Annotated in this window: 23 protein-coding genes and 2 pseudogenes; 9 read left to right on the top strand and 16 right to left on the bottom strand. The window is 46.9% G+C overall.

The window, feature by feature from the left end; translation table 11 throughout:
* A pseudogene (locus tag H511_RS24905) lies at positions 1-239 on the bottom strand (IS110-like element ISSpi6 family transposase); the annotation flags it as partial.
* A 1,186-nt stretch (positions 240-1,425) separates the two neighbouring features.
* Between H511_RS24905 and H511_RS0106805 the strand changes: the two are divergent.
* Entirely contained in the window at positions 1,426-2,322 is an 897-nt protein-coding gene (locus H511_RS0106805; protein WP_027251626.1) for a DUF7014 domain-containing protein, read from the top strand.
* A gap of 94 nt (positions 2,323-2,416) precedes the next feature.
* Positions 2,417-3,058, top strand: coding sequence for a hypothetical protein (locus tag H511_RS0106800; protein WP_027251625.1), 642 nt, complete (start codon positions 2,417-2,419; stop codon positions 3,056-3,058).
* Between the two features lie 231 nt (positions 3,059-3,289).
* Here the strand turns inward: H511_RS0106800 and H511_RS0106795 are convergent, their stop codons facing one another.
* From H511_RS0106795 to H511_RS24610, 3 genes and pseudogenes are all read right to left on the bottom strand, one after another.
* Positions 3,290-4,198, bottom strand: a complete 909-nt coding sequence (locus H511_RS0106795) for a BstA C-terminal domain-containing protein (protein WP_027251624.1) — start codon at positions 4,196-4,198, stop codon at positions 3,290-3,292.
* A 113-nt stretch (positions 4,199-4,311) separates the two neighbouring features.
* Positions 4,312-4,602: pseudogene (locus H511_RS24315) on the bottom strand (transposase); the annotation flags it as partial.
* A 198-nt stretch (positions 4,603-4,800) separates the two neighbouring features.
* Positions 4,801-5,013 carry a hypothetical protein gene (locus H511_RS24610; RefSeq protein ID WP_155804823.1) on the bottom strand — a complete coding sequence of 71 codons (213 nt, stop codon included), beginning with the start codon at positions 5,011-5,013 and terminating at the stop codon, positions 4,801-4,803.
* Between the two features lie 232 nt (positions 5,014-5,245).
* On the opposite strand from H511_RS24610, the gene H511_RS0106785 reads away from it, so the two are divergent.
* The 6 genes from H511_RS0106785 to H511_RS0106750 all read left to right on the top strand — a co-directional run bounded on the left by H511_RS0106785 (position 5,246) and on the right by H511_RS0106750 (position 10,861).
* Complete coding sequence (locus H511_RS0106785; RefSeq protein WP_027251623.1) at positions 5,246-5,716, top strand: Dps family protein; 471 nt, start codon at positions 5,246-5,248, stop codon at positions 5,714-5,716.
* A 228-nt stretch (positions 5,717-5,944) separates the two neighbouring features.
* Positions 5,945-6,346, top strand: a complete 402-nt coding sequence (locus H511_RS0106775) for a hypothetical protein (RefSeq protein ID WP_027251621.1) — start codon at positions 5,945-5,947, stop codon at positions 6,344-6,346.
* A gap of 143 nt (positions 6,347-6,489) precedes the next feature.
* Positions 6,490-7,005: a lipocalin family protein gene (locus tag H511_RS0106770; RefSeq protein ID WP_027251620.1), complete on the top strand. Its 516-nt coding sequence runs from the start codon at positions 6,490-6,492 to the stop codon at positions 7,003-7,005.
* Between the two features lie 531 nt (positions 7,006-7,536).
* Positions 7,537-8,325: a DUF2071 domain-containing protein gene (locus H511_RS0106760; RefSeq protein ID WP_027251619.1), complete on the top strand. Its 789-nt coding sequence runs from the start codon at positions 7,537-7,539 to the stop codon at positions 8,323-8,325.
* Between the two features lie 374 nt (positions 8,326-8,699).
* Positions 8,700-9,158 carry a hypothetical protein gene (locus H511_RS0106755; protein ID WP_027251618.1) on the top strand — a complete coding sequence of 153 codons (459 nt, stop codon included), beginning with the start codon at positions 8,700-8,702 and terminating at the stop codon, positions 9,156-9,158.
* A gap of 605 nt (positions 9,159-9,763) precedes the next feature.
* A complete protein-coding gene (locus H511_RS0106750; protein ID WP_027251617.1) occupies positions 9,764-10,861 on the top strand; it encodes a Fic family protein in 1,098 nt (365 codons plus the stop codon).
* A gap of 599 nt (positions 10,862-11,460) precedes the next feature.
* Here the strand turns inward: H511_RS0106750 and prsR are convergent.
* Both prsR and prsK read right to left on the bottom strand, forming a co-directional pair.
* Complete coding sequence (gene prsR, locus H511_RS0106745) at positions 11,461-12,807, bottom strand: PEP-CTERM-box response regulator transcription factor (RefSeq protein ID WP_027251616.1); 1,347 nt, start codon at positions 12,805-12,807, stop codon at positions 11,461-11,463.
* Between the two features lie 38 nt (positions 12,808-12,845).
* Positions 12,846-14,885: an XrtA/PEP-CTERM system histidine kinase PrsK gene (gene prsK / locus H511_RS0106740; protein WP_027251615.1), complete on the bottom strand. Its 2,040-nt coding sequence runs from the start codon at positions 14,883-14,885 to the stop codon at positions 12,846-12,848.
* Positions 14,886-15,503: 618 nt separating this feature from the next.
* Between prsK and H511_RS0106735 the strand changes: the two genes are divergently transcribed.
* Positions 15,504-17,294, top strand: coding sequence for a lysophospholipid acyltransferase family protein (locus H511_RS0106735; RefSeq protein WP_027251614.1), 1,791 nt, complete (start codon positions 15,504-15,506; stop codon positions 17,292-17,294).
* A gap of 8 nt (positions 17,295-17,302) precedes the next feature.
* Here the strand turns inward: H511_RS0106735 and H511_RS0106730 are convergent, their stop codons facing one another.
* The 10 genes from H511_RS0106730 to H511_RS0106685 all read right to left on the bottom strand — a co-directional run bounded on the left by H511_RS0106730 (position 17,303) and on the right by H511_RS0106685 (position 26,012).
* Positions 17,303-17,752 carry an META domain-containing protein gene (locus H511_RS0106730; RefSeq protein WP_027251613.1) on the bottom strand — a complete coding sequence of 150 codons (450 nt, stop codon included), beginning with the start codon at positions 17,750-17,752 and terminating at the stop codon, positions 17,303-17,305.
* Between the two features lie 56 nt (positions 17,753-17,808).
* Positions 17,809-18,099, bottom strand: coding sequence for a cysteine-rich CWC family protein (locus tag H511_RS0106725; RefSeq protein WP_420028966.1), 291 nt, complete (start codon positions 18,097-18,099; stop codon positions 17,809-17,811).
* A gap of 116 nt (positions 18,100-18,215) precedes the next feature.
* A complete protein-coding gene (ovoA, locus tag H511_RS0106720) occupies positions 18,216-20,330 on the bottom strand; it encodes a 5-histidylcysteine sulfoxide synthase (RefSeq protein ID WP_027251611.1) in 2,115 nt (704 codons plus the stop codon).
* A gap of 168 nt (positions 20,331-20,498) precedes the next feature.
* Positions 20,499-20,810, bottom strand: coding sequence for a hypothetical protein (locus H511_RS0106715; RefSeq protein ID WP_027251610.1), 312 nt, complete (start codon positions 20,808-20,810; stop codon positions 20,499-20,501).
* Between the two features lie 364 nt (positions 20,811-21,174).
* Positions 21,175-21,717 carry a GNAT family N-acetyltransferase gene (locus H511_RS0106710; protein WP_027251609.1) on the bottom strand — a complete coding sequence of 181 codons (543 nt, stop codon included), beginning with the start codon at positions 21,715-21,717 and terminating at the stop codon, positions 21,175-21,177.
* A gap of 96 nt (positions 21,718-21,813) precedes the next feature.
* Positions 21,814-22,638, bottom strand: a complete 825-nt coding sequence (locus H511_RS0106705; protein ID WP_027251608.1) for a sterol desaturase family protein — start codon at positions 22,636-22,638, stop codon at positions 21,814-21,816.
* The gene (locus tag H511_RS0106700) at positions 22,626-23,069 is read right to left on the bottom strand and encodes an SRPBCC family protein (RefSeq protein WP_027251607.1); all 444 of its coding nucleotides are present in this window, start codon (positions 23,067-23,069) and stop codon (positions 22,626-22,628) included. Before H511_RS0106700 ends, H511_RS0106705 begins: the two co-directional genes overlap by 13 nt.
* A 906-nt stretch (positions 23,070-23,975) precedes the next feature.
* A complete protein-coding gene (locus H511_RS0106695) occupies positions 23,976-24,539 on the bottom strand; it encodes a hypothetical protein (RefSeq protein WP_036759027.1) in 564 nt (187 codons plus the stop codon).
* A 165-nt stretch (positions 24,540-24,704) separates the two neighbouring features.
* Complete coding sequence (locus H511_RS0106690; RefSeq protein ID WP_027251605.1) at positions 24,705-25,577, bottom strand: NAD(P)-dependent oxidoreductase; 873 nt, start codon at positions 25,575-25,577, stop codon at positions 24,705-24,707.
* 135 nt (positions 25,578-25,712) lie between these two features.
* On the bottom strand, positions 25,713-26,012 hold the full coding sequence (locus H511_RS0106685; protein ID WP_027251604.1) for a DUF406 family protein: 300 nt from the start codon (positions 26,010-26,012) through the stop codon (positions 25,713-25,715).
* Positions 26,013-26,235: the final 223 nt, after the last annotated feature.

Below are 26,235 nucleotides of genomic sequence, written 5' to 3'. Positions count from 1 at the left end.
ACATATTGAGGTGGGATGAGTTTTGCTTCGTGCCCGTAACTTTCACATTTTCGGGCTAACCAATGCGCGCCGCCGCAAGACTCAAATGCCACCGTTGTATGGGGTAAATTAGAGAGCCATAAAAGCAGTTGAGCCCGATTGAATTTCTTACGAAACACCTCATGCCCATGCTGGTCATGTCCGATACAGTGAAATGTACGTCTACCTAGATCGATGCCAAGAATATGTAAATTGTCCATGATGGAACACCTCAGTGGTTTCGGTTTCCTCAAGCTTAGCCACTGACGTCGCTAGGGGTGAGGTTGGGGCGGACCATATCATTAGAGTACCCAGAAATGCCTTTTTGTTCTTTGGTGTGGTCCGGGTCGGTTGTAGGCGCTCCCGGCGCCGACAACCTAAAAATTCGTCCTGAATTTTTCCCTGGGGTGGTGCTTGCCAGCATATCTGCTCACGTTAATAGCATGTGTAATTTGGGGGTTGGTGGGTATGTCGCGCATTGGGTTTTGTGACTCATTTGACATTGGTTGATGCGCGCCAGGTACTCTTTTGAGGCAAAAAGAGTACCTAGAAATGCCTTGTTGTTCTTTGGTGTGGTCCGGTCGGTTGTAGGCGCTCCCGGCGCCGACAACCTAAAAATTCGTCCTGAATTTTTCCCTGGGTGAGAGGATTTCTGGGATCTTGTGGTTGTTGTGCAGTGTGTTTTCAGCCAGACATTCATTATTCACTTCTGTCATTGCCGCGCAGGCGGCAATCCCTACAACGAATGCAGTTTCTGTAGCTGGGTGGATATGCTGTGGCTTTTTTGTGCTGGGTAAGTGACCGATGTCGCTTTTCTCACAAGTTATGCGTCGCTGATTTTTGCGGTAAGTCATGGAATACAAAGACAGCAAAGAATATCAATTGGGTGGCATAAGACGATCGAGTAAGATACACGACAAGATGTCGTGTATCTTACTGATAGATTTATCTGGTTACGCGCACTTAGTTCAATATAATCAATCGCTTATGTTATTTCTAATTGAAAGAGTTATATGACAGAGTTATACGACATGGTGTCGTTGAATAAAATGTTAGCAGGTGTTCGGGTTTTAACGGTTTTAGTCGGTAGTTTTGTTCCGGCATTGCTCGCGTTTGGTTTTCTTTGCGGCAGCGCCAAAAGGTAACGTTCGCCAGTTTGTGGGTTTGCTGCAAACGGTGGTGGCGGTAGCGTTGTTCGTCTTGGCTTCGCTTAACAGTTTTACAGGTTCCGGTTGGCTCGCGGTATCGCAGTTAACCGGTGTAGTTTTTAATTAAAAGCAGTCTGCCGTTGTTCGGGTTTGCCAGTGCGGCAAGCCGCGAAAGTCCGGTTTGGGCTGCTAACAAGCAAAGCCAGCCGACGCGTACCGCGCAGCTGCTTTGAGCGTTATGTGCTAAGAGAGTTGAACCATGTTTGAGGAACTTTTCAACGTCTTTTCTCGAAGACAATTATCTGACACAGATTCAAAACTTACGCCGCTCACTAGAACCTTTAGAAACAGGTTGATAATGTTGCTTCGCGATCACCTGCAGGGCCATTTTGGGGAGTTCCTAGCGCAACTACATACGAAGGTTGGCTATTTGCACGGGGAGTTTCAGCTCTCAAATGCGCGAGGGCAGCAGCCGGACGACGTACTCCAATTCGTCCTCAGCTGCAAAGATGAAGAGTTGTTTGATGTCATCGAACTCATCTTTAAGTCAAACCTGCCCGGCATTACTTGGCCGGACAATCCTTTAATAGAGGGGATCAACGATTTTTTTAGAGTTGACAAGTTACCGTACCACCTTACTGGTTATACCGTTGAGGAATTTCAATCTTCGTTTTATGGAACTCCGACGATGGCCACAAGGATTGGCGGTTATCCGCAGATCATTAGGAAAGACAGCGAAGCTCTACACAAGACCGCCATTGAACCGGCACTCACCTTGCTCAAGGGGAAAGAGTTCCATCAAGCAAATGCAGAGTTCTTGAATGCCCTTGAAGATTTCAGAAAGCGGGATTTCGGGGATTGCCTAACGAAATGTTGCAGCAGCTTCGAGAGCGTTATGAAAGTGCTGTGCATGCGAAAGTCAGTTGCATACAAGCAAACGGACACCGCATCGACACTGCTAAAGGCGCTGATCGGTGGATCGAACTTGGATTCATTCTGGGAGCAACCACTCATCTTGATTGCAACACTTAGGAACCGCCTGAGCACATCACATGGTGGAGGAACACAGCTCAAGAAAGTGCCTGAAAATGTAGCAATGTACGCAATCAATGCCACTGCTGCGGCGATGTTGTTGCTAAATGATGAGTTCAAATGAACGTCGCACATAACAAAGCCATGCAAGGGACAAATTTTCCGCTACGCTCCAAATTTGCCCCTGATGGCCAGCGTTATATTTTTTTAGGTGAGTTATGGAGAAAATAATATCAATTGCTTTTGAAGATATGTGCGGTACATATGAGCGGATGCTATGTTCATTTTATCCAGCGAGAGACTCCACAGGATTTACAGAGCAAAATCAGGTTCACAATTTTGTGAACGCATTAAAAACTGCATTAGATGATGAAGACTCAGTACATTGGTTAGAGTTTCCGTGGGTTAAGAAGAGTGAGCATATTGATGGGATGGTATTTTCTCCAAAATACAAATCAATATTTTACATTGAAGCAAAGCGCCTTTCTAAATCGATTCAAAAGTCACTAGTGGTGGATGATATTGAAAGGGTAGTTAGTAGTGATCGGTCTTTTATCAATTGCTATGATCTTTATGCTGATCATGAATACATAATTGCTTTGTCTGATGTCTGGCTTGAAGATAAATGGAAAACGGCAATCCCCCATTGGTGGTTGGGCAGCGAAGATCTGCCTGTTCAATTCCAGTCTTGGGAACACAAGCATAAAAGAAAGCTAGCTAAGCCTAAAAGTACTCTCCAAAAAGAACTACAAACAAGAAACATAGATTGGGTAAACTCGAACTCCCTTGTTTATTTGGTTGGAGGAAAAGTAGATAAGGTAAAGAACTACTGCCTATTATTAGCAAGCAAAAAAATATAACAAATAAGGATACGTGTCGCGCAGCCGATACTTCTATCCGGGTGTTGAACAAGCCCGGACAGCCTTATTAAGCAAATTGCTCGGTTGGCATTTGGTGGGGGGCGCCCGCAGGTTTCGTCTGTCCACTTTCCCTTTAGCGAGACAATTCAAAACTAGAGGTTTCCAGTTTAGACTGCCTCAGCATAGGGGAAGCGGACACCGCCAATAAAGCAATAATGGCGGCTGTAATCATTAATGCTTGGTAATCTGTTTTGGAACAACAGCTTCTAGCAGTAGTTCCGCACTAGTAACGGAAATTGATTGCTTCTTGATTTGCCCCTTAAGGTAGCTAGGGAACTTTTCTGATAGATATGTGCTTTCAAACCAAGTCCTAAACTCGCCCAAAGCTGCCAGTGGATAAATGTTTACTGGTACTGGACCAGCTTTGGATTGAGGGAAATAGTCTGGATATTTATGTGGGTGTTTTGTACGAGGACCATACTTCCCTTCTAAGTTTTTGCTTTCCCAGTGTTTACTCCAAGCTGTCCCGACACTGATGTCTGGAACAACGTGATCATCAACAACGAGTCCTTGACGGATTGAGGAAACCATCAAGTCAGCTATTTCTTTAAAGATGCTGAAATATCCTCTAGGTACTTCGTTCAGAAGCATGCGATCGTGGAAGTGTTTCCACTCTAGAGGGACCACATTATTTGGATCATATCCAAGGCTTGTGTACACGAACTCACGAATAGAACGACGTGCTAGCAATCGATAATTAGTTTGCGCGATTTCTTGGTTCTTAGAAGTAGAATCAAAAGCATAGTATTCGAGAATTGCTAAACATGTTGCATCATCTACAGCGTGTGTTTTTACACCATTCAGTACGACTTCAACATGAATTTTTGAATCACTAACACCTTGCTCTTTCAATATTTGGGAAATCTTTGCACCACGAGGTTTGTACTTCTCTTCATCCCAATTAGACACGAGAGTTATAATGCTACTCGGAGCTTGGCCTACTAATCTAGCCACGCCTCGTGATGACAAAAATGGAGTGCCATCAGAAAGCACGCCCATGTTAATGCCATCGACTTCCCCTTCGGTTACGGGGACTAAATTCATGTTCATTTGGTTACTGGGTATTAGTTCTTGGCTCATATGAATAGACCTTTGGTTTAGTTATTCAATAATATTATCATCGTTTTTCATATGGGTAATGTTTTGGTGCAATTTTTTGCAATTAAGCTAACAAGAGACTATGAAGTCAATCATTAAATTAACGCCGTTTTTTCTTCCCAGTGAATGCCATCCCGTAGCATCGAATTGAGGATAACAACAATCTTGCTGACACAGGCGATAATCGCCACTTTTTTAGGTTTTCCTTCAGCCAGAAGTCGTTGATAGGTGCGTCTAAAAACAGGGTTACACTGCATAGCGGACATCATAGCTATGTACAGAACAGTTCTGACTTGAGCCCGGCCGCTCTGTATTTTTCGAAGTCCTTAATATTGTCCACTTTCCCAGTTCATAGGCGATACGCCGACCAACGCAGCTGCTTGTTTATATTCACAATCCCAGGGTAAAAATACATGGATGTATTTTTAGGTTGTCGGCGCTGGGAGCGCCTACAATCGGCCCTGGACAACACCAGAGAAACAAAGGTATTTCTGGTGACTGTTTGTGCCAGCAAAGAGTAACTGACGCGCATCCAACAATGCTGAGAAAAACACAGAACTCAAGCGCGACATACATACTCAGCCTTAGAAATCGTACTCGCGGTTTGGATTCCCGCATGACGCAGAAATGGCGGCTTGAGAATGTCCATTGATGATGTCCACTTCTCCAGGGAAAAATTCAGGACGAATTTTTAGGTTGTCGGCGCAGGGAGCGCCTACAACCGGCCCGGGCAACACCAGAGAAACAAAGGCATTTCTGGTTACTGTTTGTGCCAGCAAAGAGTAACTGGCGCGCATCCAACGATGCTGAGAAAAACACCGAACTCAAGCGCGACATACTTACTCAGTCTTCGCGGTATGGATTCCACTGACGCAGAAATGGCGGCTTGAGAATGTCCATTGATGATATCCTTCAAATCGCTGCTGTAGATCAACCCCTCACCTTGGTGATCCTCACCGTTGGTACTAAAGTTATGTTTGGCTAAATTAATGTCTTAGACGAATTTTGACATCAAAAGAGGAACATCGGATGACTAGCATTGATATTGGAATAAACACTGAAGATAGACAGAAAATCGCGGAAGGATTAAAACGCCTTTTGGCTGATTCCTATACGTTGTATTTGCAGACACATAATTTTCACTGGAATGTGACCGGACCTCAATTCCGCGAATTACATCTGATGTTTGAAGAACATTACACTGAATTGGCAACTGCTGTAGATGATATAGCAGAGCGCATTCGCACCTTGGATGTACCTGCTCCGGGCACTTACAAAGAGTTTTCGAGACTAAGCTCAATCAAGGAAGTGGAAGGCGTGCCGAGTTCAGAAGAAATGGTGGACCTGTTAACGAAAGGACATGAGCAGGTTGTGAAAACCTCACGAGAGGTCTTAAAGTTGGCGCAGTCTGCAGATGATGAATCAACGGCAGCGTTAGTTTCGGATCGCATGCGGATTCATGAAAAAACATCATGGATGTTACGGGCCATCAGGAAGTAAGTGCATCCGGCTCCTGTTTGGGAAATGGATGCTCCATTGCGATAGTGTCAGGCTGCGCAGTATGGCTGACATCATGACCATGTCACGTATTACGCGTGTTTGGCTAAATCAATACCATAGACATTGTGACATGGTGACCTCCGGCCAGAATGAAATCAGGCTGACTAAGTTTGGCGAAGTCAGAAGGGGGGGAGCCATGTCATTTGTTAGGCGCGATGGGAGCAGGTAATGCTGAAGGTAGTCGTTTTCAAGGCACTGGTCATCTGGGTTGGCATCCTGGCTCTGGCTGTTGCCAATGGCGTGCTGCGTGAATCGGCACTTGTACCCAGGTTCGGAACGCCGGTCGCGCTCGTGCTTAGCGGTTTACTGCTCTCAGCTTTAATCATTGGCGTGGCGTACTTTTCCCTTCCATGGCTGGATATCAGTCGGCCCCTTGTGCTATGTGCTGTCGGGGCGGGCTGGCTTGTTCTTACACTCGCTTTTGAGTTTTCGTTCGGGCTTTGGCAAGGCAAATCGTTGTCCGAGTTGCTCGAGGCCTACACATTCAAGGGGGGCAACATCTGGCCTGTTGTTCTTGCAACAACGTTCTTTGCTCCATACATCGCTGCCAAGCTGAGAGGATGGGTGTAATGCGTATTATCAGGCCTGTCACTGCGACGCCTGAAGCATTACGGCTTCGCTTCGATTCTGTAGTCGTACATGTTGGCTGACGGAGTGCGGCAGAAGCTGAGAAAGACGAGTCCTTGTCATTCATCTAAGTATTCGGAGGCATTTTGAGAGTAACCTTGTTGATTATATGTGCAGTCTTGCTTAGTGGCTGTGTGGGTATGCCCGAATCAGTAAAACCTGTATCGGGGTTTGAACTGAATAATTATCTGGGCAAATGGTATGAGGTGGCACGCCTTGACCATTCATTCGAAAGAGGGCTGAGTCAGGTCACGGCTGAGTACAGTATGCGAGAAGATGGTGGTGTTTCGGTACTCAATCGGGGTTATTCAGAAGCTGATAACGAATGGAAAGAGGCGGAAGGCAAAGCTTATTTTGTGAACAGCCCAACAGACGGTTATCTCAAAGTCTCATTTTTTGGTCCATTTTACGGTTCTTACGTTGTGTTTGAATTTGATCGAAAAAATTACAGTTATGCTTTTGTGTCTGGCCCTAATACCGACTATCTATGGTTACTTTCACGAACGCCAACAGTCGAACCTGCAGTGATGGAAAAATTCATTCAAATGTCGTCTGAACGGGGGTTTGATACAAATCGACTGATTTATGTTCAGCAGCAATAAATAACACAGGCACTTTAATATGGATTCGCAAAGCGCAGCGCTTTGACTTTGCCACTGCTGGTGGCGTTATGTATTCAGGGCAAAATGAAGATCAAAGCAACGAGTCTGGAACGTAAATATATCTACAGCCCAGGGTAAAAATACAGGGATGTATTTTTAGGTTGTCGGCACCGGGAGCGCCTACAACCGGCCCGGACAACACCAGCGAACCTAAAGGCATTTCTGGTTACTGTTTGTGCCAGCAAAGAGTCACTGGCGTGCATCAGATACAGCCAAGAGAATCATCAGACGCAAGCGCGACATACAATCCGCCTGAATTGATGTTTTTAAAGTGGTTCCAAGGTTCATGACAGATATCCACCTTGTCTTGGTGATACTCACCGCAGATACTGAAGCTATGTTTGGCTATATCTATGCCATAGTAAAACTGTGGCATGGTAAACTCCGGTAATTTAGCTCTGGTGCTGGCATCAAGTGAGGAAAATCCTGATGCGGGGAGTCATGTTATTCTTTAAATTTCAAGGAAGTATCGTGCAAGAAAAGCGAAAGCTAGAAGACTACTTAACAGATCGACCAAAGCCAAAGGGTATAGATATACATTGTAGATTAAAGCATTTTGCGATTATTACTTATGCTGTTCCGGCTGAGCGGTTTCATGGGATTTTACCTGAAAGGTTCCAATTGGATACTGTCGGCATTAACAGTAAAAAAATGGGGTTAATATCAGTCGTTCCATTTATTGATGTTGATTTTACTTCGGCTGTTTTCCCGTTCCCCAAATTTACCATGGGGCAAACGAACTATCGGATATACATCATCGATACCAAAACGGGTGAACGTTGCGTCTGGTTCCTGGGTACAGTTTTAGATTCCTGGACACTAACTGTGCCAAAATATTTATGGAATCTTCCCTGGCATTCAGGAAAAATTAGCTTCGATTGCACCTTCAATGAAGCGACTGGTTTGTACGATAAATACCATATGGAAACACAGTCGAGTTGGGCTGAAGCATCTGTTGATTTAGTCCAATCAGAATCTGATTCATTTGACTTCCCGGGATTCCCGGATACCGAATCTGCATTAGTTTATCTGACGCACCCTCTGGCAGGGTTTTATTATCGAAGAGACAAGAAACCAGGTACATATCGCGTGTGGCATAAACAGCTGGACGTTAAACCAGCTAAGTTACTGTCAGCAAAATTTAAGCTTCTGTCTGATCTCGGTATCGTTCACGAATCAGAGCAACAGGCTCCGTACAGTGTTTTAATTGAACCGATAAATGAATTTACGATTTACTTGCCCCCAACAGTTGTAGGGTAGAAATACATGGATGTATTTTTAGGTTTTCGGCGCCACGAGCGCCTACAACCGACTCGGCTTACACCAAAGACAAAAGCTTTTCTGGCTACGCTTTGCGCGGTTCAAAAGTGATTGGCGCGTATCAAAGCGTGCGAGACAAACACCGAGATCAAGCGCGACATACAATCCGCCTGAAATGATGTCCTTTTAAGGTCGTTCTGTGGAATTCTACCTTGCTTTGATGATCCTCACCGTGGATACTGAACCTATGTTTAGCTAGATCAATACTATAAACGAATTATGACATGGTGAGCCTCGGAAAAAAGATCATAGTTTAGCCAATATGGTTAAAAGGTGGCGATGAGAGAATCCACTTTGTGCATATAGGAGAAGATGTGAAAAAGTTTCTAAAAATTATTGGCATCTCAATAGTTGCTTTTATCGTAATCATTGTTGGCATTCTTTTTTGGGCAGATTATAAAAGTGAAGAAGTCATCGCAGAAGCAACTCCGTTTATAGAAGAGAGTATGCCTTTAGTTACAACATGGAATGTAGATAATTTTAGACATTTATTCACACCAGAAGGATTGGCTGGTTTTGACAGTGAAAAAGGCAGGAAAATAACGGCATACCTTTCTAAAGTTGGTCAGCTCAAGAGCTTTGACACGCCAGTGTTTGTTAAATCAAACTCAATAGTAACGGCGAGTGGAGACAGAAAAAATATTGTTGTTTTTACTGTGAAAGCCCGGTTTGAAAATGGCGATGGCGCACTAACATTTATTTTGGTAAGAACGGGTGTGAATTATTTAATTCAAGGTGTTAACTTGAACTCAGACGTCTTCCTTGAGCTGTGATGAACGTACGCCGCAGGCATTGAGGCGCTTGAGTCCCGGTGTTTTGGTTGTTGAACTTAAAGTGAGTAAACCAACAGCCACCCGGCACTTAGCTGCATTGGTTGAACTGAAGTGCCTGGTCAAGTCAGAGTCAGGAGGACGCAGCACTCGCTACCACCTGCCATAAGAATATGGTGGCCAAGTAATGGTGGAGATAACGAATATGCCAAAGTTGTCTTGTCCAATAACGAACCCGAAACGTAAAGATATCCGCAACTCAGGGTAAAAATTCAGAACGAATTTTTAGGTTGTCGGCGCCGGGGGCGCCTACAACCGACCTGAGCCACACCAGAGAAACAAAGGCATTTCTGGTGACTATTTGTGTCAGCAAAGAGTCACTGGCGCGCATCAGATACAGCCAAGAGAATCATCAGACTCAAACGCGACATACCACGAGACTCAGACATACCACGAAACTCAGACACAGGATCAACCCCAGACACCCTCTCAAAGCACAATGATACGATTACCCACTCTATTCGAATCACTTTATGATTTGATTAAATGCCTTAAATGAATCATAGTTTGATTCGAATAAGGTGTTTTATTGCATCACGGAGCAAGATATGTGGATATGGCAACAACCCGACTGGCCGAATTTTACGTGGGATAAAAGCCTCATTGAACCGCGTCTCAGAGAGGTTCGCCTGAACCAGGGGATCTTGTTGGGCAAGATGATGATCCAGTCGCAAGACAGCACTCAAACCCTGCTCGATACGCTGTTAGCCAATATCCTTCATTCCAGCGCGATAGAAGGGGAGAAACTCAATGCATTCTCTGTTCGCTCATCGTTAGCCAATAGGCTGGGGATTAGTGAGGAAAAGCCATTTCCGACCACAGAGCAAACCGACGGATTGGCTGAAATCATGCTCGATGCCGTTGAGAATTCAGACGCTCCGCTAACGCTGGCGCGCATCTTACATTGGCACGACAGGCTGTTTCCCGAAGGCTATACGATGTTTAACCCTGTGATTGGTGGTCAGCTAAGGGGAAAGACTCCGATGCAGGTTGTCTCCGGCAGGATTGATCGCCCGGTGGTTCATTTTGAAGCGCCCGGCAGGGAAGTACTGGAAGGGGAGCTTGCTCAGTTTATTGAGTGGTTCAATATGTCCAAAGCTGATCCTGCCCTTGATCCATTAGTAAGAACTGCAATTACGCATCTATGGTTTGTCACACTGCACCCGTTAGATGACGGGAATGGTCGTATCACCCGATTACTGACAGATTTAGCACTGGCTCAGGCGGAACAGCAGTCAGTGCGTTTTTATGCTATGTCTGTGGCAATTCTGGCTAATCGCAGCAGTTACTATGAAATATTAGAGCAAACTCAAAGAGGTGGGCTGGATATTACCCTCTGGTTACAGTGGTTTTTCAATATCCTGGATGAAACCTTTTCACAGGTGCTCAAAGAAATCGATCAAACCATTTATAAGACAAATTTCTGGCGGGCGGTAGACCAGACAAAGCTGACTGCCGAGCAGGTTAAGGTACTTAACCGCATGCTGGATGGCGATTTTGAACAGGGAATCAGCGCAGGCCAGTACCATAAAGTGGCGAAAGTGAGTAGACCAACAGCCACCCGGCACTTAGCTGCATTGGTTGAACTGAAGTGCCTGGTGAAGTCAGAGTCAGGCGGACGAAGCACTCGCTACCACCTGCCATAAGAAGCATCGGCGGACCATACATAGTGCCAGCTCACTGTATGGATTTCCGCCTGTCGCGGAAATGACGGCATGAAAATGTAGATTGGTGGCACTATCCCAGGGTAAAAATACATGGATGTATTTTTAGGTTGTCGGCGCCGGGAGCGCCTATAACCGGCCCGGACAACAGCAGAGAAACAAAGGCATTTCTGGTGACTGTTTGTGCCAGCAAAGAGTCACTGGCGCGCATCAGACAGTGGCAAGTGAACCACCGAACTCAAGCGCGACATAACTTACTCAGCCTTTAGAATCGCATTCGTAATGTGGATTTCCGCCTGTCGCGGAAATGACGGCATGAAAATGTAGATTGGTGGCACTATCCCAGGGTAAAAATACAAGGATGTATTTTTAGGTTGTCGGCGCCGGGAGCGCCTACAACCGCCCCGGACCACACCAGAGAACAAAAAGGCATTTCTGGTTACTGTTTGTGCCAGCAAAGAGTCACTGGCGCGCGTCCGACAATGGCGAGAGAATCACTGAACTCAAGCGCGACATACCACCACACTCAGACACACGATCAACCCCAGACATACCACCACACAGAACAATGATGAAATGACCTACCCATTCTTCACCGTGTACTTATCCATCAGCGAATACAGTGTTGGCCGCGTAATCCCCAGTATATTGGCGGTGTTAGACATATTCCCGTTACTGAGTGACAGTGCTTTTGCTATCGCCTGCTTCTCAGCCGCTTCTCTGACCTGGCGTAAATTTAACGCCATGGGTTCGAGATCATCTTCGATAGGTTGAAGCGCCAAATCGAGCGAGCTGATGAATTTGTTATCCGACATGATCACCGCCGATTTCACCTTGTTTTGCAGCTCACGGATATTACCGGGCCAACTGTGCTGAAGCATTGCGCGTATGGCATCGTCGGTGAAACCGCTGATTTTTCGCGGTGACTGCTGATTGGCCTGCTGCAAAAAATAGCGGGCAAGAATGAGAATGTCCTGATCACGATCGCGCAGTGGCGGGTTCTGAATGGTAATTTCACTGATGCGGTAGAACAGATCTTCCCGAAACGTTTTATCTGCCATCATTTGTTCGAGGTTTTGATGGGTGGCGCAGATGATTTTGACATCCACCGGAATTTCATGGCGGCCACCGACACGTTCAATCACTTTTTCTTGCAGGAAACGGAGTATTTTGGCTTGCAGCGGATAGGGCATGTCGCCGATTTCATCGAGGAACAGCGTGCCGCCGTCAGCACATTCAATTTTGCCGGCCGTGGTTTTGTGCGCGCCGGTAAAGGCGCCTTTTTCAAATCCAAACAGTTCACTTTCAAGCAGATGCTCCGGAATAGAGGCGCAGTTAATAGCGATGAAAGGCTTATCCGCTCTTGGTCCTTTCGCATGAATGGCACGGGCGATCACTTCTTTGCCGGTGCCGCTTTCACCCAGGATCAAAGTGGTGATTTCCGTGGGCGCGATGCGCTCTATCATCCGGCACACTTGCTGTATTTGCGGGCTGTTTCCGATGAACCCATTGGCTTCAAGTGAAGACTGGCGCAGACTGATGTTTTCCGATTCCAGTTTGGCCACCACAAATGCCCGGTCGATAATCACGGCCAGAATGTCATCATCTATTGGTTTGTGATAGAAATCGTGCGCGCCGAGTTCAATGGCTTTCAGTGCATTGGCTTTGTCATCATTGCCGGTAATGACGATGATTTTAGTGTAAGGCGCCAGTGCCAGCATTTCCTGCAATATGGCGAGCCCTTCTGACGCATTGGCTTCATCAGGCGGGAGTCCGAGGTCTAAGGTAATGACTTTGGGCTCGTAACGTCGCAGCGCGGTAATGGCCGATTTTCGATCAGCGGCCATAACGACTTCGTACTGCGGGAAGCACCATTTCAGCTGTTTTTGAATACCTGGATCATCTTCAATGACAAGTAATGTATCCATATTGCTTTCCTTTCTGGCAAATGCTTTGTCCCGGAGGATTAGGCTGGCACACTGACAGGCAGATGAATATACAGGGTCGTTCCTTTGTCCGGTTCGGATTCCACGTCTATATATCCGCCTAATTGCTCAATCAGGTTTTTTGCGTCATAGGCACCAATCCCCATGCCTGCGTTGCCTTTGGTGGTATCAAAGGGCTTGAATAATCTGTGCTCGATAAAATCGCTGCTCATGCCGCTGCCGTTGTCAGAGATGGTGATCAGGTAGTAGCGATCTTTGCGTGTCGTCGACACATGCACATAACCGTTTTCACTGGTAGATTCCTGTGCATTCTGAACCAGATGAGACAGCATATTGCTGAAACGTTCTCTGTCCGTTTTCAGGGTAAATGGCAGGTCGGCCTGCTCAATAAACTGCGGCGGAGGTGTTCGGACGGCGCGGGTGTTGCAGACTTGCCGTATCAGATCTTCAATGTTGATCTCTTCTTCAGATTGACTTTCAACCCGCTTATTACTGAGCTGGTTCAGCACTTTCGTCAGCCGGTGAGCGGCTGAATCGACAGTATCAAAGGCATCGCTGATGAAGTCGGGGTTATCCCGGTGTTTTGTCGCATTTTTGCTGAGAAGCTGCAGTTGCGCTAACACGTTTTTCAGGTCATGTACCAGAAAAGCAGACATGCGGTTGAAGGTATCGAATTGCTGGCTTTCAGCAAGTTTCTGATTGGTTTCAAACACATTGAGATAAACAGAAAGCTGGCGGCTGATCGCTTTCATTAAATCACGGTCTTCCCAGTTGACTTTTTCTGTCGATGTGGGCCTGGAAAGCAGGCACACGCCCAGGGTTCCGCTGCTGCTCGATAAGGGCACGATATAAGACAATTCTGCCACAGCGGAAAGTGCGGTTGCATCTAACCGGAACGGTGCGGGCTCTTTGTCTTGCCGGGCGGCGTCTACGTCAACAATCCACTGATGCTCAATAGCCGGTAGCGCGGCTGAGCTGAGTAGTATCTGAATATCCGGATGCTGGTGGTCAATATTGTGGCAGGCCCGCACTTTCATGTTCGGGCCTTGCCTGGTGGCTAACACACCGCTGTGACAGCCAAAAGGGTGAAGCATGGCGCGCAGTGCTGTGTCGTATTGTGTGCCTTCCGGATGTTCCAGCGCCGTGGCAAAGCGCATCCATTCTTCACGGTATTCGTATTTGTTGGCAAAGAAATGTTTGGTGATAAAAACCATGATGTTTTTGCGAAACGTATCTGACAGAAAAAGGCTGGCCAGCACCAGTGCGCTTAACGCAAAAAACAGGATCTGAACCGTATCGCTCCAGCTTTCGCCCATGGATTTGATATAAAAACCCGCGAGTGCCATCACCAGCAGATATCCTGCTGCAACGAGTAACAGCGTGCTGTGATAAATGATATCCCGCGAGACGTACACCCGGCTTTGCCAGTGCTTGATACGCCTGGCTGTCAGCAGGATGAAAGGCAGGGACATCAGGGCTATCCAGCCTCTGCCAAGCCAAAAGCCGGAAGCCAGAATATTGGTGAGAAAAGCATCTGCATAAAGCGCAAAGTGGTAAGCGAAATAGACCCCCAATCCCAGACAGATAGGCTTGATGGCCCAGCGTTCGTCTTTATGGGTTCGGCGAAAGCGCAATTCGACAAACCACAGACCGATAATTGCCTGACATAAGTGCAGGAAGACGAAAGTACGCTGACTGAGTATTGGCCAGATGAAGCGTGCCAGTTCAAGCACTATGGTTGCGGCGATGAACAGACAAAGCCAGCGGGGGGCTTTCTCCCTGAAGATGTCTTTCACCTGCACGGCATTGGTTAAGCTGCTGGACACCAGCAGACACCAGCCCAGTGTCAGTAAGCTCTCGGTCAGCAGCACAGGTAAAATGGAGAGCTGGTAGCGATATTGAATAAATGACGTGATGGCCCAGGCTGCACCAAGGAGGCAGGTGAGCTGTAACAGCCTTTTTGGCATGCTTTTTTCTTTGGTTGTCAGCAACAGCAAAAAAATGAACAGAAAACCGGTTGCGGCTGACAGGTAGCCAATGTTTCCAAGCAAAGTATCCAAATATGCAATCCTTTATTCAACGAGGAATCCCAGCGCAAGTAACCGCTGAGTGATGGCTGAGTCACTGGGAGTGCAGCCTTTCGCTCAGTAGGACATTTTTGCGATTCCTATTGAGAGAATAGTTCAGAATTGTGCAAAGAGGAGGGGTCAGTACCTGTTAACGCTATTGCTATTGGGTTGCGGTGAATGGCAAATCGTGTGAAGGGAAATCTGCGGGGCATGAAACAGCCGGTCGATCCAGTCCGTCATGCTTATTGAACAGTGCACTGGCATGAAGGCTAACAGCAGAATGAATAATGGTACAAGGTTAAGTACCAGTATTAGCATGAGTTTTTTCACAACAGCTCATCCTCTTTCCCAGCCACCTCCGTCCTTTGGGGGTTAAATAATATTTTGAGTTATACAGAGAAAGATAGCGTTATTCTTTGCTTCACTTTGGCTTAATGTTAAGAACGTCGCGCTTTCAATTTTTTTGTCCTGTTACTTCAGAGCCTGTGAAGCCGGTGCCGGTTCATCAAACTGACGTATTTCTCTCATCATTCTGCCGCAGAACTGACACGTTTGAGTCACACATTCTTTTCATACTCGTATTGAACACCAACTTCGGATGGAGACAGTATGGAAACCGTAAGTCCTTTTCGTTTGCCACGGAAAACCCCGTTTGGGGTCGGTGAGAAACTGACTGAGTGGGCGACGGGGTTGCACAGGCTGAGTCGCTTTTATGCTGACAGGCCTGTGGGACAAGATACCGAGTCGTTTCTTCGCTATTCCCTTGACGTGCTGGGGATAGATTTTCATGTTGTAAAAGGGAGTTATCAGAATATCCCCGCGCAGGACGCTGTCGTGGTGGTGGCGAATCACCCTCTTGGTTGTGCAGAGGGCATTATTCTGGCCCGGATACTGCGAGGAATCCGGCCGGACGTGAAAATTCTGGCTAACCATTACCTCAAGACGGTCCCTGAACTGGACTCACTGTTTATAGGTGTTGATGTTTTCGAAGGGGAAAGCGCGCTTCGGGCCAATGTTAAAGCCTTGCGCGAAGCCAACCGCCATTTAAGCACCGGGGGATTGCTGCTGGTATTTCCGGCCGGTGAAGTGTCAGCCTATGACAGGCAATCAAAGCAGCTTCGTGACAAAGAGTGGAGTAAATCGGTCAGCCGTTTAATCCACAAACATAAAGCTACAACAGTGCCTGTGTTTATTGGCGGGCGCAACAGCCGTCATTTTTATATGGCGGGGAAAATTCATCCCATGCTGCGCACCCTGATGCTGGGAAGGGAAATGCTGAATAAGCAGCAATCGCCGATTCCGATTGCAATCGGCGACAGCATTCGGTTCAGCGAAGTGAAAAATATCAGTGACGACCAGCACTTGGTCAATTATCTGAAATTCAATACCTATTTGCTGGGCAGCCAGGCCGGTTTGATATCGTCAGGTACCTCCGCTTCTGTCGCGGGTACATCAAAAATGGTCGCTTCAGGAGAACCCATAGATGCGCCTGTTCCTTTACCCTTACTGAAAAAGGATATCGCCAGCCTCGGCGATGACGAGCGGATGCTGAGCAGCGGTGAGTTTGATGTTTACTGTGCCCGGGCTAGTCAGATCCCGGCGATATTACAAGAGCTGGGCCGCATCCGCGAAATCAATTTCAGGGCGGTGGGAGAAGGCACGGGAAAAGCGAGCGATCTGGATAGCTTCGATGAGAGTTATCTGCATCTGTTTGTCTGGGATCGTCAGGCTGAAAAAATTGTTGGCGCATACCGGCTGGGACTGACGGATGAACTGATTGCCAAGCACGGCCTGGAAGGCCTCTATTCCCGTACGCTGTTCCGGTACGACGAGCGTTTTATCCGCCAGTATGGCGCTTCCATTGAGCTGGGGCGCTCAGTGGTGGCAGAAGAGTACCAGCGCAGTCTGAGTGCGTTATTGTTGTTGTGGAAAGGTATATCGGCATTCGTGTGCCGGCATCCGAAATACACGCATCTGTTCGGTCCGGTCAGTATCAGTGATGAGTACAGTCATGAGGCCAGACAGTTGCTCGCCGCCTGTATGTCTGTGCATCATGCCGATGAAAGCAGCGCACGTTTGGTGGCGCCGACACATCCCTTGTCCAGCAATAACCGGGTGTTCTGGCAGCCAGATATGTTATCGGCACTGGCGGACGTCCAACTGCTTTCTAAGGTGATTTCGCGGATGGATGCAGGAAAAAGCGTGCCGGTATTATTGCGGCAGTATCTGGGTTTAAACGGTAAGCTGGTGTGCTTTAATGTTGACCCTGAGTTCAATGATGCGCTGGATGGATTGATCGTCGTGGATTTAACCCTGGTCCCGGAAAAGACCTTAGGCAAGTATATGACGCCCGAGAAAGCCTCTGCGTATCTGGCCCACCATGGCAAGGGGCTGGCTTAACAAGCTAATCAGGGAGTGGCGGAATCAAGTGGCACGGACAAGTCTTTGGGAACAAAGGTCAGTACGTGCTGCTCTGTCGTCAGTGATAAGGTATCGCTTTCAAGTGCAGTGGTATTCCATTGCTGCAATGCGCTGACGATGACCGCCTCGACGGTGGCAACCTCATTCTGGATACAGGCCATTTTAGTGGATACAAGCGAGGTTATACGGAACTGGTTACCGTTTTTAAGCTCTGCCAGGCCCATGAACTGATTGCAGCCACTGAATCCTGTTGCTTTAAACTGGCTGTCCAGGCTCAGGCTGATGGGGGTGCGCGTTTCTATCTGAGTGATCTCTCTGCCATCAATTTTGGTTAATACCCAGTCTTGCTGCAAATCGCTGGCAGTAAATCCTGCTTTTGGCGGAGGGTTGCAACCCAAAAGGCTCAGTAAGACCATAAACAGTAGCCACTTTTTCATGTGAGCTTCACTCTCAGGTGTACGGCAATGTCACTCTAATAGTAGCAGTTAACCGTTTACAGCAGTGGCAGACTCGCGAGACAAGCACGGCAAACACACTGACCTTCAGGCAGGCTGCTGGTATCGCGTCTGGCCAGTTCAAAGCACCAGCACTGGCTGTTGCCATCCTCTATCGCGCAATAGGCGGGTTGACCACAACGTTCGCAGTTATGTGTGGTTTCAACTCCCTGGATTTGGGCGATAGTCTGGGTGTGCGCGTCATCGTCCATTAATCGCCACTCTCCGATTTCTTTCATGGTTCGCAGGCAACCACTGCAGATCCCTTCCTGATTTTTACATTTCGCCACGCACGGTGTCTTCACTTGCCAGTACCCACTTCAAAAAGCGGCTAGTTTACCCCAGACCAAGTGAAATGTATTGGTCCGGGGTTGTCAGGTGAACAGCAAGACACGCCGGCTTGTGGTTAGCGTTTACGCCAGATGGTCATCTCAGACACAGTATGCTGGAATTTCCGTTTCGTTTCGCGGATCACAAACGGAATTTCTTTGACTGCAATCAGTTCGAAATGCGGGATCAGTGTTTCCGTGAGCCCGTCTAAGGTGGTGAAATTCTCGCCATTAACCTTGATTCCCCCCAGCCACATGTCTTTTGGCGTATAGTCTTCCAGCCAGGTGTAGGGCGAGGTAATGACCAGATACCCCCCCGGAACAATCCGTTTGGCAATACTGGTAAGAAAGGCCCTGGGATCGGCCAGCCGGTCAATGAGATTAGAGGCGTAGACCAGATCATAGTCGGTAAACTGCGGCTTGAGATTGCAGGCATCGCCCTGGCTGAAGTGAATATTGCCTTTCAGGTTCTGGTAGCCTAATTCGTCAAGGGTAATACTTTTGAACTCCACCAGATCGCCTTCGGTTGGAATGGTATAGCGCTTCTCCCCCTGCTCAAGCAGGGCATATGCTTGCTGAATAAAGCGGGCGGAAAAGTCTATGCCGTCAACGTGGTCAAAGCGCTTTGCCAGTTCAAAGCTGGCTCTGCCGACGGAACAGCCGATATCCAGTGCCCGTTGCGTACTGTGCAAGGAAATTTCCTGCAGGCACTGCTTAACCCCGTTGACACAGAAATTAGGCACAGAGAAATACTCATTACCATAGTGGAATTCAAGATATTGCGCGATTAACTCATTGGTTTCATAAATATTCAGATTGGCCATGCTGGCTGGATCCTGTTCAGAGGCGACATACCGAAATCCCGCATGCTGATAAAAATGACGACGAAAAGCATAGCGCGATTCGGGGATAGTCTCATTACCGGTTGAAATCCATGAGCCCCCTTTGATCAGATTGTGCTGGCCGTCAAAGGTGGGGGTTGAGAAGTCATCGTATAACGGGTGGACGTTAAACCCCTGAAAGCCGTCGATGGCGGACTCTGTCCATTGCCATACATTACCCACTATGTCGCACAGGCCATTATGTTCAAAGCGGTCAACCGGGCATGACGAGGCATAATAGGCCAGCTCGGTATTTCCGGGCGCTTCTTGCCAGGAGGGGGAGGCCGAATCAAGGCATTGTCTCAGAATGTACCATTCGGCTTCTGTGGGCAGCCGGATCGACTGCTGGCTCTTGTCGGCTTTCCAGTTACAGAACGCCTTGGCTTCAAGCTGATTCACTTCTACCGGCCAGTTCAGTGGCAGCGGAATTTCCTGTGTCAGGTTACGCTGTAACAAAACGCCGTTGCGCTCAAGCCAGAATCTGGGCATGGTGGCTTTTGTGTAGGCCAGCCAGGCCAGGCCTTCATCCGTCCAGTACCTTTGCTGCTGATATCCGCCGTCCTTCACGAAATCCAGATACTCCTGGTTCGATACCAGGTATTTACTGGTTTTAAAGTCATGCACTTTATATTGCTGGACACCGTATTCATTGTCCCAGCCATAGGTGTCGGCATCTTCGGATTTGCCCAGCGAGATCGAACGGCCAGCCAGTGCGATCAGTTGATTAGAAGGCGCAGGTCCTGCTTCCTGACAGGCCTCCCAGTCAGAAGATGGTGTCAGGTCCGAAACAGGGAGCTGGCGCATAATCACAGAAGAGGTTTCAAGGTGAATGCGTTCATGCTCAATGCCCATCAGAATCACCCACGCAGGATCTTTATCAGTAATGGGCAGGGTCAGGGGCATCTCATCAATGACCTGATTGACTGCGTCTTTTACCTGCCACCGATAGGCTTTAACCTCATCAACGCCTGGCCAGTCGTAGTGGGCGTCATTGAGATCGTCCCAGGACATTTCATCAACACCAATAGCAAACATAGACTCGAAGTGAGGGTTAATTCTGTTATCAATGTATTTGCCAAGTTTTAACTTATTGATATAAAAGACCGCTGTGTGGCCGTAATAAAAAATCAGCGGATGCCGGAGGGGTTCGGCTTTTTTGAAATAGACTGAGTGGTTGTTAATCAGGGAGAAAAGGGATTCGTAAAGCGCCCAGGTTTCATTAAAGGCCGTTTTTAATTCTTGTCGTTTTTTGTGTTCTGATGAGCCTGTCAGTAATACGCTTCTCGTCGCTGCTGTCGCAAAATCAACCATGACTGTTTACTCTCCTGTAACAGTGATTTCTTATTTATTGTGTTTGATTTTATATTCAAAGTGTCTCTCTTATGTTGCAGTGAGATAAGATCAAGTTCAAGCCCCTGTTTCTTGCTCGACAAAAACCAGAAGGCTCCCGTTCGGGAGCCTTCTTCTTAGCGACTGTACTTAGTTTTTACGTGAACCAGTAAATGCATAACGAGATGATTTCTGGCCGTTTTCGGTAGTGGCCTCGAATTTCACTGAGCGAGAAGAGTTCAGCTGCAGCGGGATGAATACACGACCACGTTCATCGGTGGTGTACGTTTTACGTTGTTGAGGTACGTTGGCAACAGATACAGATGCGTTGGCAGCAGGTTGGCCATTTTCGGTCACAGTGACCCAAGCACCGTTATTCGCATCCGTCACACGAATATCAGCAAGAGCTGATGTCGACATTAGCAGTACAGCGGTTGCAGTGAGTACTTTAAAGCTAGTCATAATATTCACCTCATCTATCAGTGGCAAAGCCATCGATTAGGTTGTGCCTAAGTATCTTAGGGGTATCAATAGTTACAGGGCTCTCATTTTTAGACCTACTTGTTTCCAAAAAATTTCACTCCTGTGATAAGTAAACCCCATTTAGGTTACAACTCCCTGTTTTCTGATTGGATAGTATGCCTGCCCCACTTATTACCCTTATGAATATAGTGATTCATAACTTAATCGTTACTTAACCGTCACCATTATTATAGTAACCAATGTATTTTACGGGTGATAATTTCATTACAGCCTATTAATGTAGTTAATTATTTTGTGGCATTTTTTTGCTGTATGGTAGAAATTTGCCATTGACGGTAGGTATTTAAATCTCGATGAGGTTGGGATGAGTGGCTTCGTAATAGGAGAGATCTTCAGTGATTCTGTTGACTCGCGTGGCGTCAGGCTTGACGCGTACAAAGGAAAAACCCGCGCGTTCGAGGACTTTCCCCGGCCTGGGGTCGAGACGCCTGTGCTGACCAAATATTCTGCTGAGTTTCAGATCAAAAAAACCAAAATCAACTAACCGGCGGGCAGCTTCTGTGCAATAGCCCTGACCCCAGAATGGAACACCTAACCAGAACCCTAACTGCGCACTGTGCTGCTCGATATTGTGCAATCCTATGCATCCGATTAATTGCTCTGTGTCTTTTAATGTTATCGCGAAGATGGCCAGTGTACCATTGTCCCAACCGGCTAATGAGCGGCCAATCCACTGTCCGGCCATGCCTGAATCATACGGGTAGGGCACATTCGTGGTACCCAGAGCAATTTCAGGTTCACCTGCCAGCTTTTGAATCAGGGTTGCATCGGCAAGCTGCAACGGACGCAGCAACAAACGTTCCGTCGTTAAAGTCGGTTGTCTCACCGTAACCTCCCGGCCTGATAATAGAAAGAGAGCTCATATTAATTCTGTTTCATTACGATTTATTTTACCTGGATCAAACAAAGGTCGGTTATCTGATCATCGGGTGTGAGCAGGGGGACCGAACAGGCAGTATAAACGCGACTTCAATGACTGATTGGGTGCCAGTGCGCGACTGAAAATGTGTTGCCAGTGATGGAAGGTTGCCTGAAGCGGCCGCCAGCCGGTGACGTCTTCACGAACCCCGTAGCGTATGATGGTGTTGTCGTTTTCCGGTACGAAAGTGCCAAAGAGTTTATCCCAGATAATAAGCACCCCCGCAAAGTTCTTATCTATATATTCAGGATTGCGGGCATGATGCACCCGGTGGTGAGACGGGGTATTGAAGATGTGTTCCAGCCACCCTAATCGTTTGATCACTCTGGTATGCACAAAAAACTGGAAGCCAAGATTCACAGAGACAACCAGAACCACAGTGTCTGGTGGATAGCCAATTAAAATTAACGGCAGCCAGAAAATCCACATACCCGACACAGGATAAGTCAGGCTTTGCCGGAAGGCTGTGGTGAAGTTCATGTGTTGAGATGAATGATGGACTATGTGCGACGCCCACAACCAGTTGATATGGTGCGATGCCCGGTGAAACCAGTAATAGCAGAAATCTTGCAGCAGAAATGCCAGCGCAACGGTGGCCAGAGACATCTGGATATCGAACAGGCGATACTGATAAAGCCAGAGGAAAAAAGGCATAAGCAATAAAGTGGCAATGAGATCGGCACTCTGGTGAAGACCTGCCAGGGTGAGGTTGCACGCCAGTTCTTTCCAGTTATAGTCTGGGCTGTTTTCCCGGCGTAAACATTTGTACTCCCATAGCATCGCGATAAAAAACAGCGGGCTGATGGCCAGTAATATCAGCACTTCCATTTGCTTTCACCATGCTGGGCAAGATTTGCCAGTGCTTTTCGGATACTTTTTTCCAGTAAGAATTTTATCAGCCAGCCGGTGCCTTTAATTTTGGGTGAAAAGCTGATGCGGTACTGAATGTTACTTGTATCGGCATTCAGGCTGTGCACCTGAATCCATCCGCCATGCTCAACAACAGGGCCGCCGCTGATGATGCGATAGTGCAGGTGTTCATTTTCTTTGTAATCTATGATCTTTTCATCAAAGGTAAAGGGGCCGGCGGAGACCCTGCGTATGGCACCAATGCCGTTAGGTTTTGGTTTACCGCTTCTGATCAGATGGTAAGAACCATCAAAGAAGCGTCCCAGGTTCTGATGATCGGTTAATAACTCAAACAAGACTTTTCTCGGTGCCTGGGCAGATTGTTCTATTGTGATTGTGTGCGCTGGCATGATACGCCCCTGTTAATTTGGTAACACTATGTTAACAGTGAATGAGTATCTGTCAAATGGGAAAATATTGATAGAAAGCTTATTTTTCAATGTGTTCTGAGCGATTCCAGTCTGAACCGAATATCACACTGCTCAAGTATGGTGCAAAATCGTACGATTTGATGTTGTGAAATTGTAGTTAATTGTTAAGGGATTGATTCACAACACTTTGTAACCCTGATGTGTAACATATGAGAAAAATGTGAGCATAAACTCACAAAAAAGGTCAAAAATGCTATTGAAAAATGTGCCAGAGACTCTTATATTGATTTTTGTTGATGTGGACTAGATGGTGATAAGTCTGAAAAAGCGTTGGAAAACCGAACCTCGAGTGAGGTAACTGAATTTAAGGTTAACGTTCCCCAAACGTCAAAAAGTTCAGTGTCGGATCAGAACATTCAGTAACAATCCATCTCGCTTCATGTTTATTATTCTCCAGAATCTGAGCATAAAGGACACAACAGTTTTGTTGATTATGCCGATCAGCATTCGTCATTGGAGATAGTAACGTTAACGATACTTAAATGTCATTCATCTGTAATGAGTCTTTGAGTAAAGTTAAACGAATTAGGTAGCAAAGGTTTTTTAGTAATACTTGGCTTGTTATCTATGTTTTATCGAGAGGTGAATTATGACAAATAAAAGCCGTAGACAATGGTTCTATTATCAATCACAGTCTTCTAAGTCGAAACTGAAAAGTAAATGAACGCACCTGATGCGAAAACGACGAAAAAGATAAAAATCCGATTGGTAATGTAAAAAAGTAAAGTGAAGTTAGCCAGAGACACTCATACTGTGTTTCTGGCTTAAATGTTTTTATAAGGCAGAAAAGTCATTTAAGTGCGGGGTTGATGGTTTTCATCAATACTATTGATAGATATTCCCGCCAACGCGTAGCGTTTCCGGAATAGATTTCAATTGAATGCCTCCTAAATAAATATCACCTTTTACTGTGATATTGGGAGGAAGCTCAGTAATTTTGGTGTGTGCCAGATAGAGATCGCCTCCAACAGACAGATAGGGTGGTAATTGTGTGATTGGCATGCCAATCAAGCTTAAATCCCCTGGTATCTTAAGATATGGGCTCAGCCTGGTAATTCGGGTGTGGGCAAGATTGAGATACCCTGCGACTTCCAGTCTTTTGGGCAATAAGACAATGTTGCTATAGGCCAGATTGAGATTCCCATCAACACGAACAACGCCAGGTAAATAATTAATATCACTATTTTCGAGATTCAGGTTACCTTTCACATGAAGAGGGTTGGGCAGGGTAATGCTCTGTGAATGTCGCAGCGAGACGTTGCCGTAGCTATCGGTGTAATTAAGCAACTTTATGTCTGAAATAAATTGATTAGCGGCAACGCCCTGACTGAAGTTCAGGGAAAGGCTTAAAACCGCTAACTGGAAAAAGGGTAGGGGTTGCTTCAACATACTTATCACGACACATGCATGTAATTATTCTATTCCTGACAAATTGTAATCAGTACCAGAAGAAAAGACAGCATTAGCTGATGAAATGGGAGTAGCGTCACCAAACGAGCAGTATAAAAATATGCGCTGACATTACAATCAACGCATAGTTGAATCCGGGTATTGCTATTTATCAAATTGCTTGATTAATACCGACGTGTCTGCTCGGTTAAAGCCTCTGTCCTGAAGTTTCGCGTATTCAGCATCGACCTGACGTGCCAGAGGAAGCGGGACGCACAGTTTATCGGCGGCATCGAAACAGATAGCAAGATCTTTTCGCATCCAGTCGATGGCAAAACCGAAATCAAATTTATCTTCCGCCATGGTGACAGCGCGGTTTTCCATTTGCCATGAACCGGCCGCGCCATGCTTCAGCACATTGGTCATTTTCTCAATATCTAATCCCGCTGCTTTAGCAAGCGTAATGGCTTCAGATAAGCCCTGAAGAATACCGGTAATACAGATTTGGTTCGCCATTTTGGTGATTTGACCGAATCCGACATCACCCATCAGGGTAGAGGCTTTCGCATAAGTGTTGAAAATGGGCTGGGCTGACTGAAACGCTTCTTCGCTGCCACCGACCATGATGGTCAGACAGCCATTTACAGCGCCAGCTTCACCACCAGAGACGGGTGCATCGATGAATGTGGCAGATGCACTCTTTGCCGCTTCTGCCATTTCACGGGCAACATCGGCAGAGGCTGTGGTGTGATCAACCAGTAAAGTGCCCGGACGGATGGTCGACAGGATCCCCTGTTCCCCACAGTAGATTTCACGGATATCGTTATCATTACCGACACAGGTCAGGACAACATCGGCCTCTTGTGCGGCCTCTGCCGGCGTCAGCGCAAGCTTACCCGGGTAAGTACCCAGCCATCTCTCTGCGGTGGCTGTCGTGCGGTTGTAGACCACGACCTTAAATCCCGCAGTGGCTAAGTGCCCGGCCATAGGGAAACCCATAGTGCCTAATCCGATGAAAGCGATAGTTTTGTTGGTCATTACTGCGCATCCTATTGCGTTGTTATCTTGGCATAGTTATCTGGCGGGAATCATATCACAGAGGATCGAGGGGAATGGCAGCAAATAGCCATATCGAGCCGGAATTTTTACCCGATATGGCCTATTACAGCAGAATTATCGTGAAGCCAGTGAGCGGGACTTGAGGTCGAAAATCAGTTTTTCAGCACTGCATTCGAACTGCAGGCTAGCTGTCATTGCAGTTTCATTGTCACTGTAGATCGTCTGATATTGCACATTGTTATTAACGCTTTTCGCTAATGTCAGGAAAGGCGCAAATTCTGTTTCTATCACGTCTTTGCCCGAACCATTAAATGTAAGCGTTGAAACATCGTCTCCTTCGCGGATGAGAAAGCCAATTTCAGCCGCGACACCACACGCTTCACAAGGCTCTTCAGGATGTTGTAAATCTGCCATCGTGTTTCCTTTTACCAGAAAAGATACTGTGAATGAGTGTATCTCCGGACAGCCGAATGCGCTATCAGAGTCAGTGGTTATAGCTTGTTGCAGATCAAGGTAAGCGCAAGAAAGACTTAAAATGCCTGGTGGCAATGGTGGCAATGGTGGCAATGGTGGCAATGGTGGCAATGTAAAGAGGGGATCAATGTCGGCAGAGTAGGGGATCTGACTGGCCTGACAG

The sequence above is a fragment of the Photobacterium halotolerans DSM 18316 genome, from assembly GCF_000425165.1.
Classification (GTDB): domain Bacteria; phylum Pseudomonadota; class Gammaproteobacteria; order Enterobacterales; family Vibrionaceae; genus Photobacterium; species Photobacterium halotolerans.
This window is presented reverse-complemented; position numbering and strand designations above follow the sequence as displayed.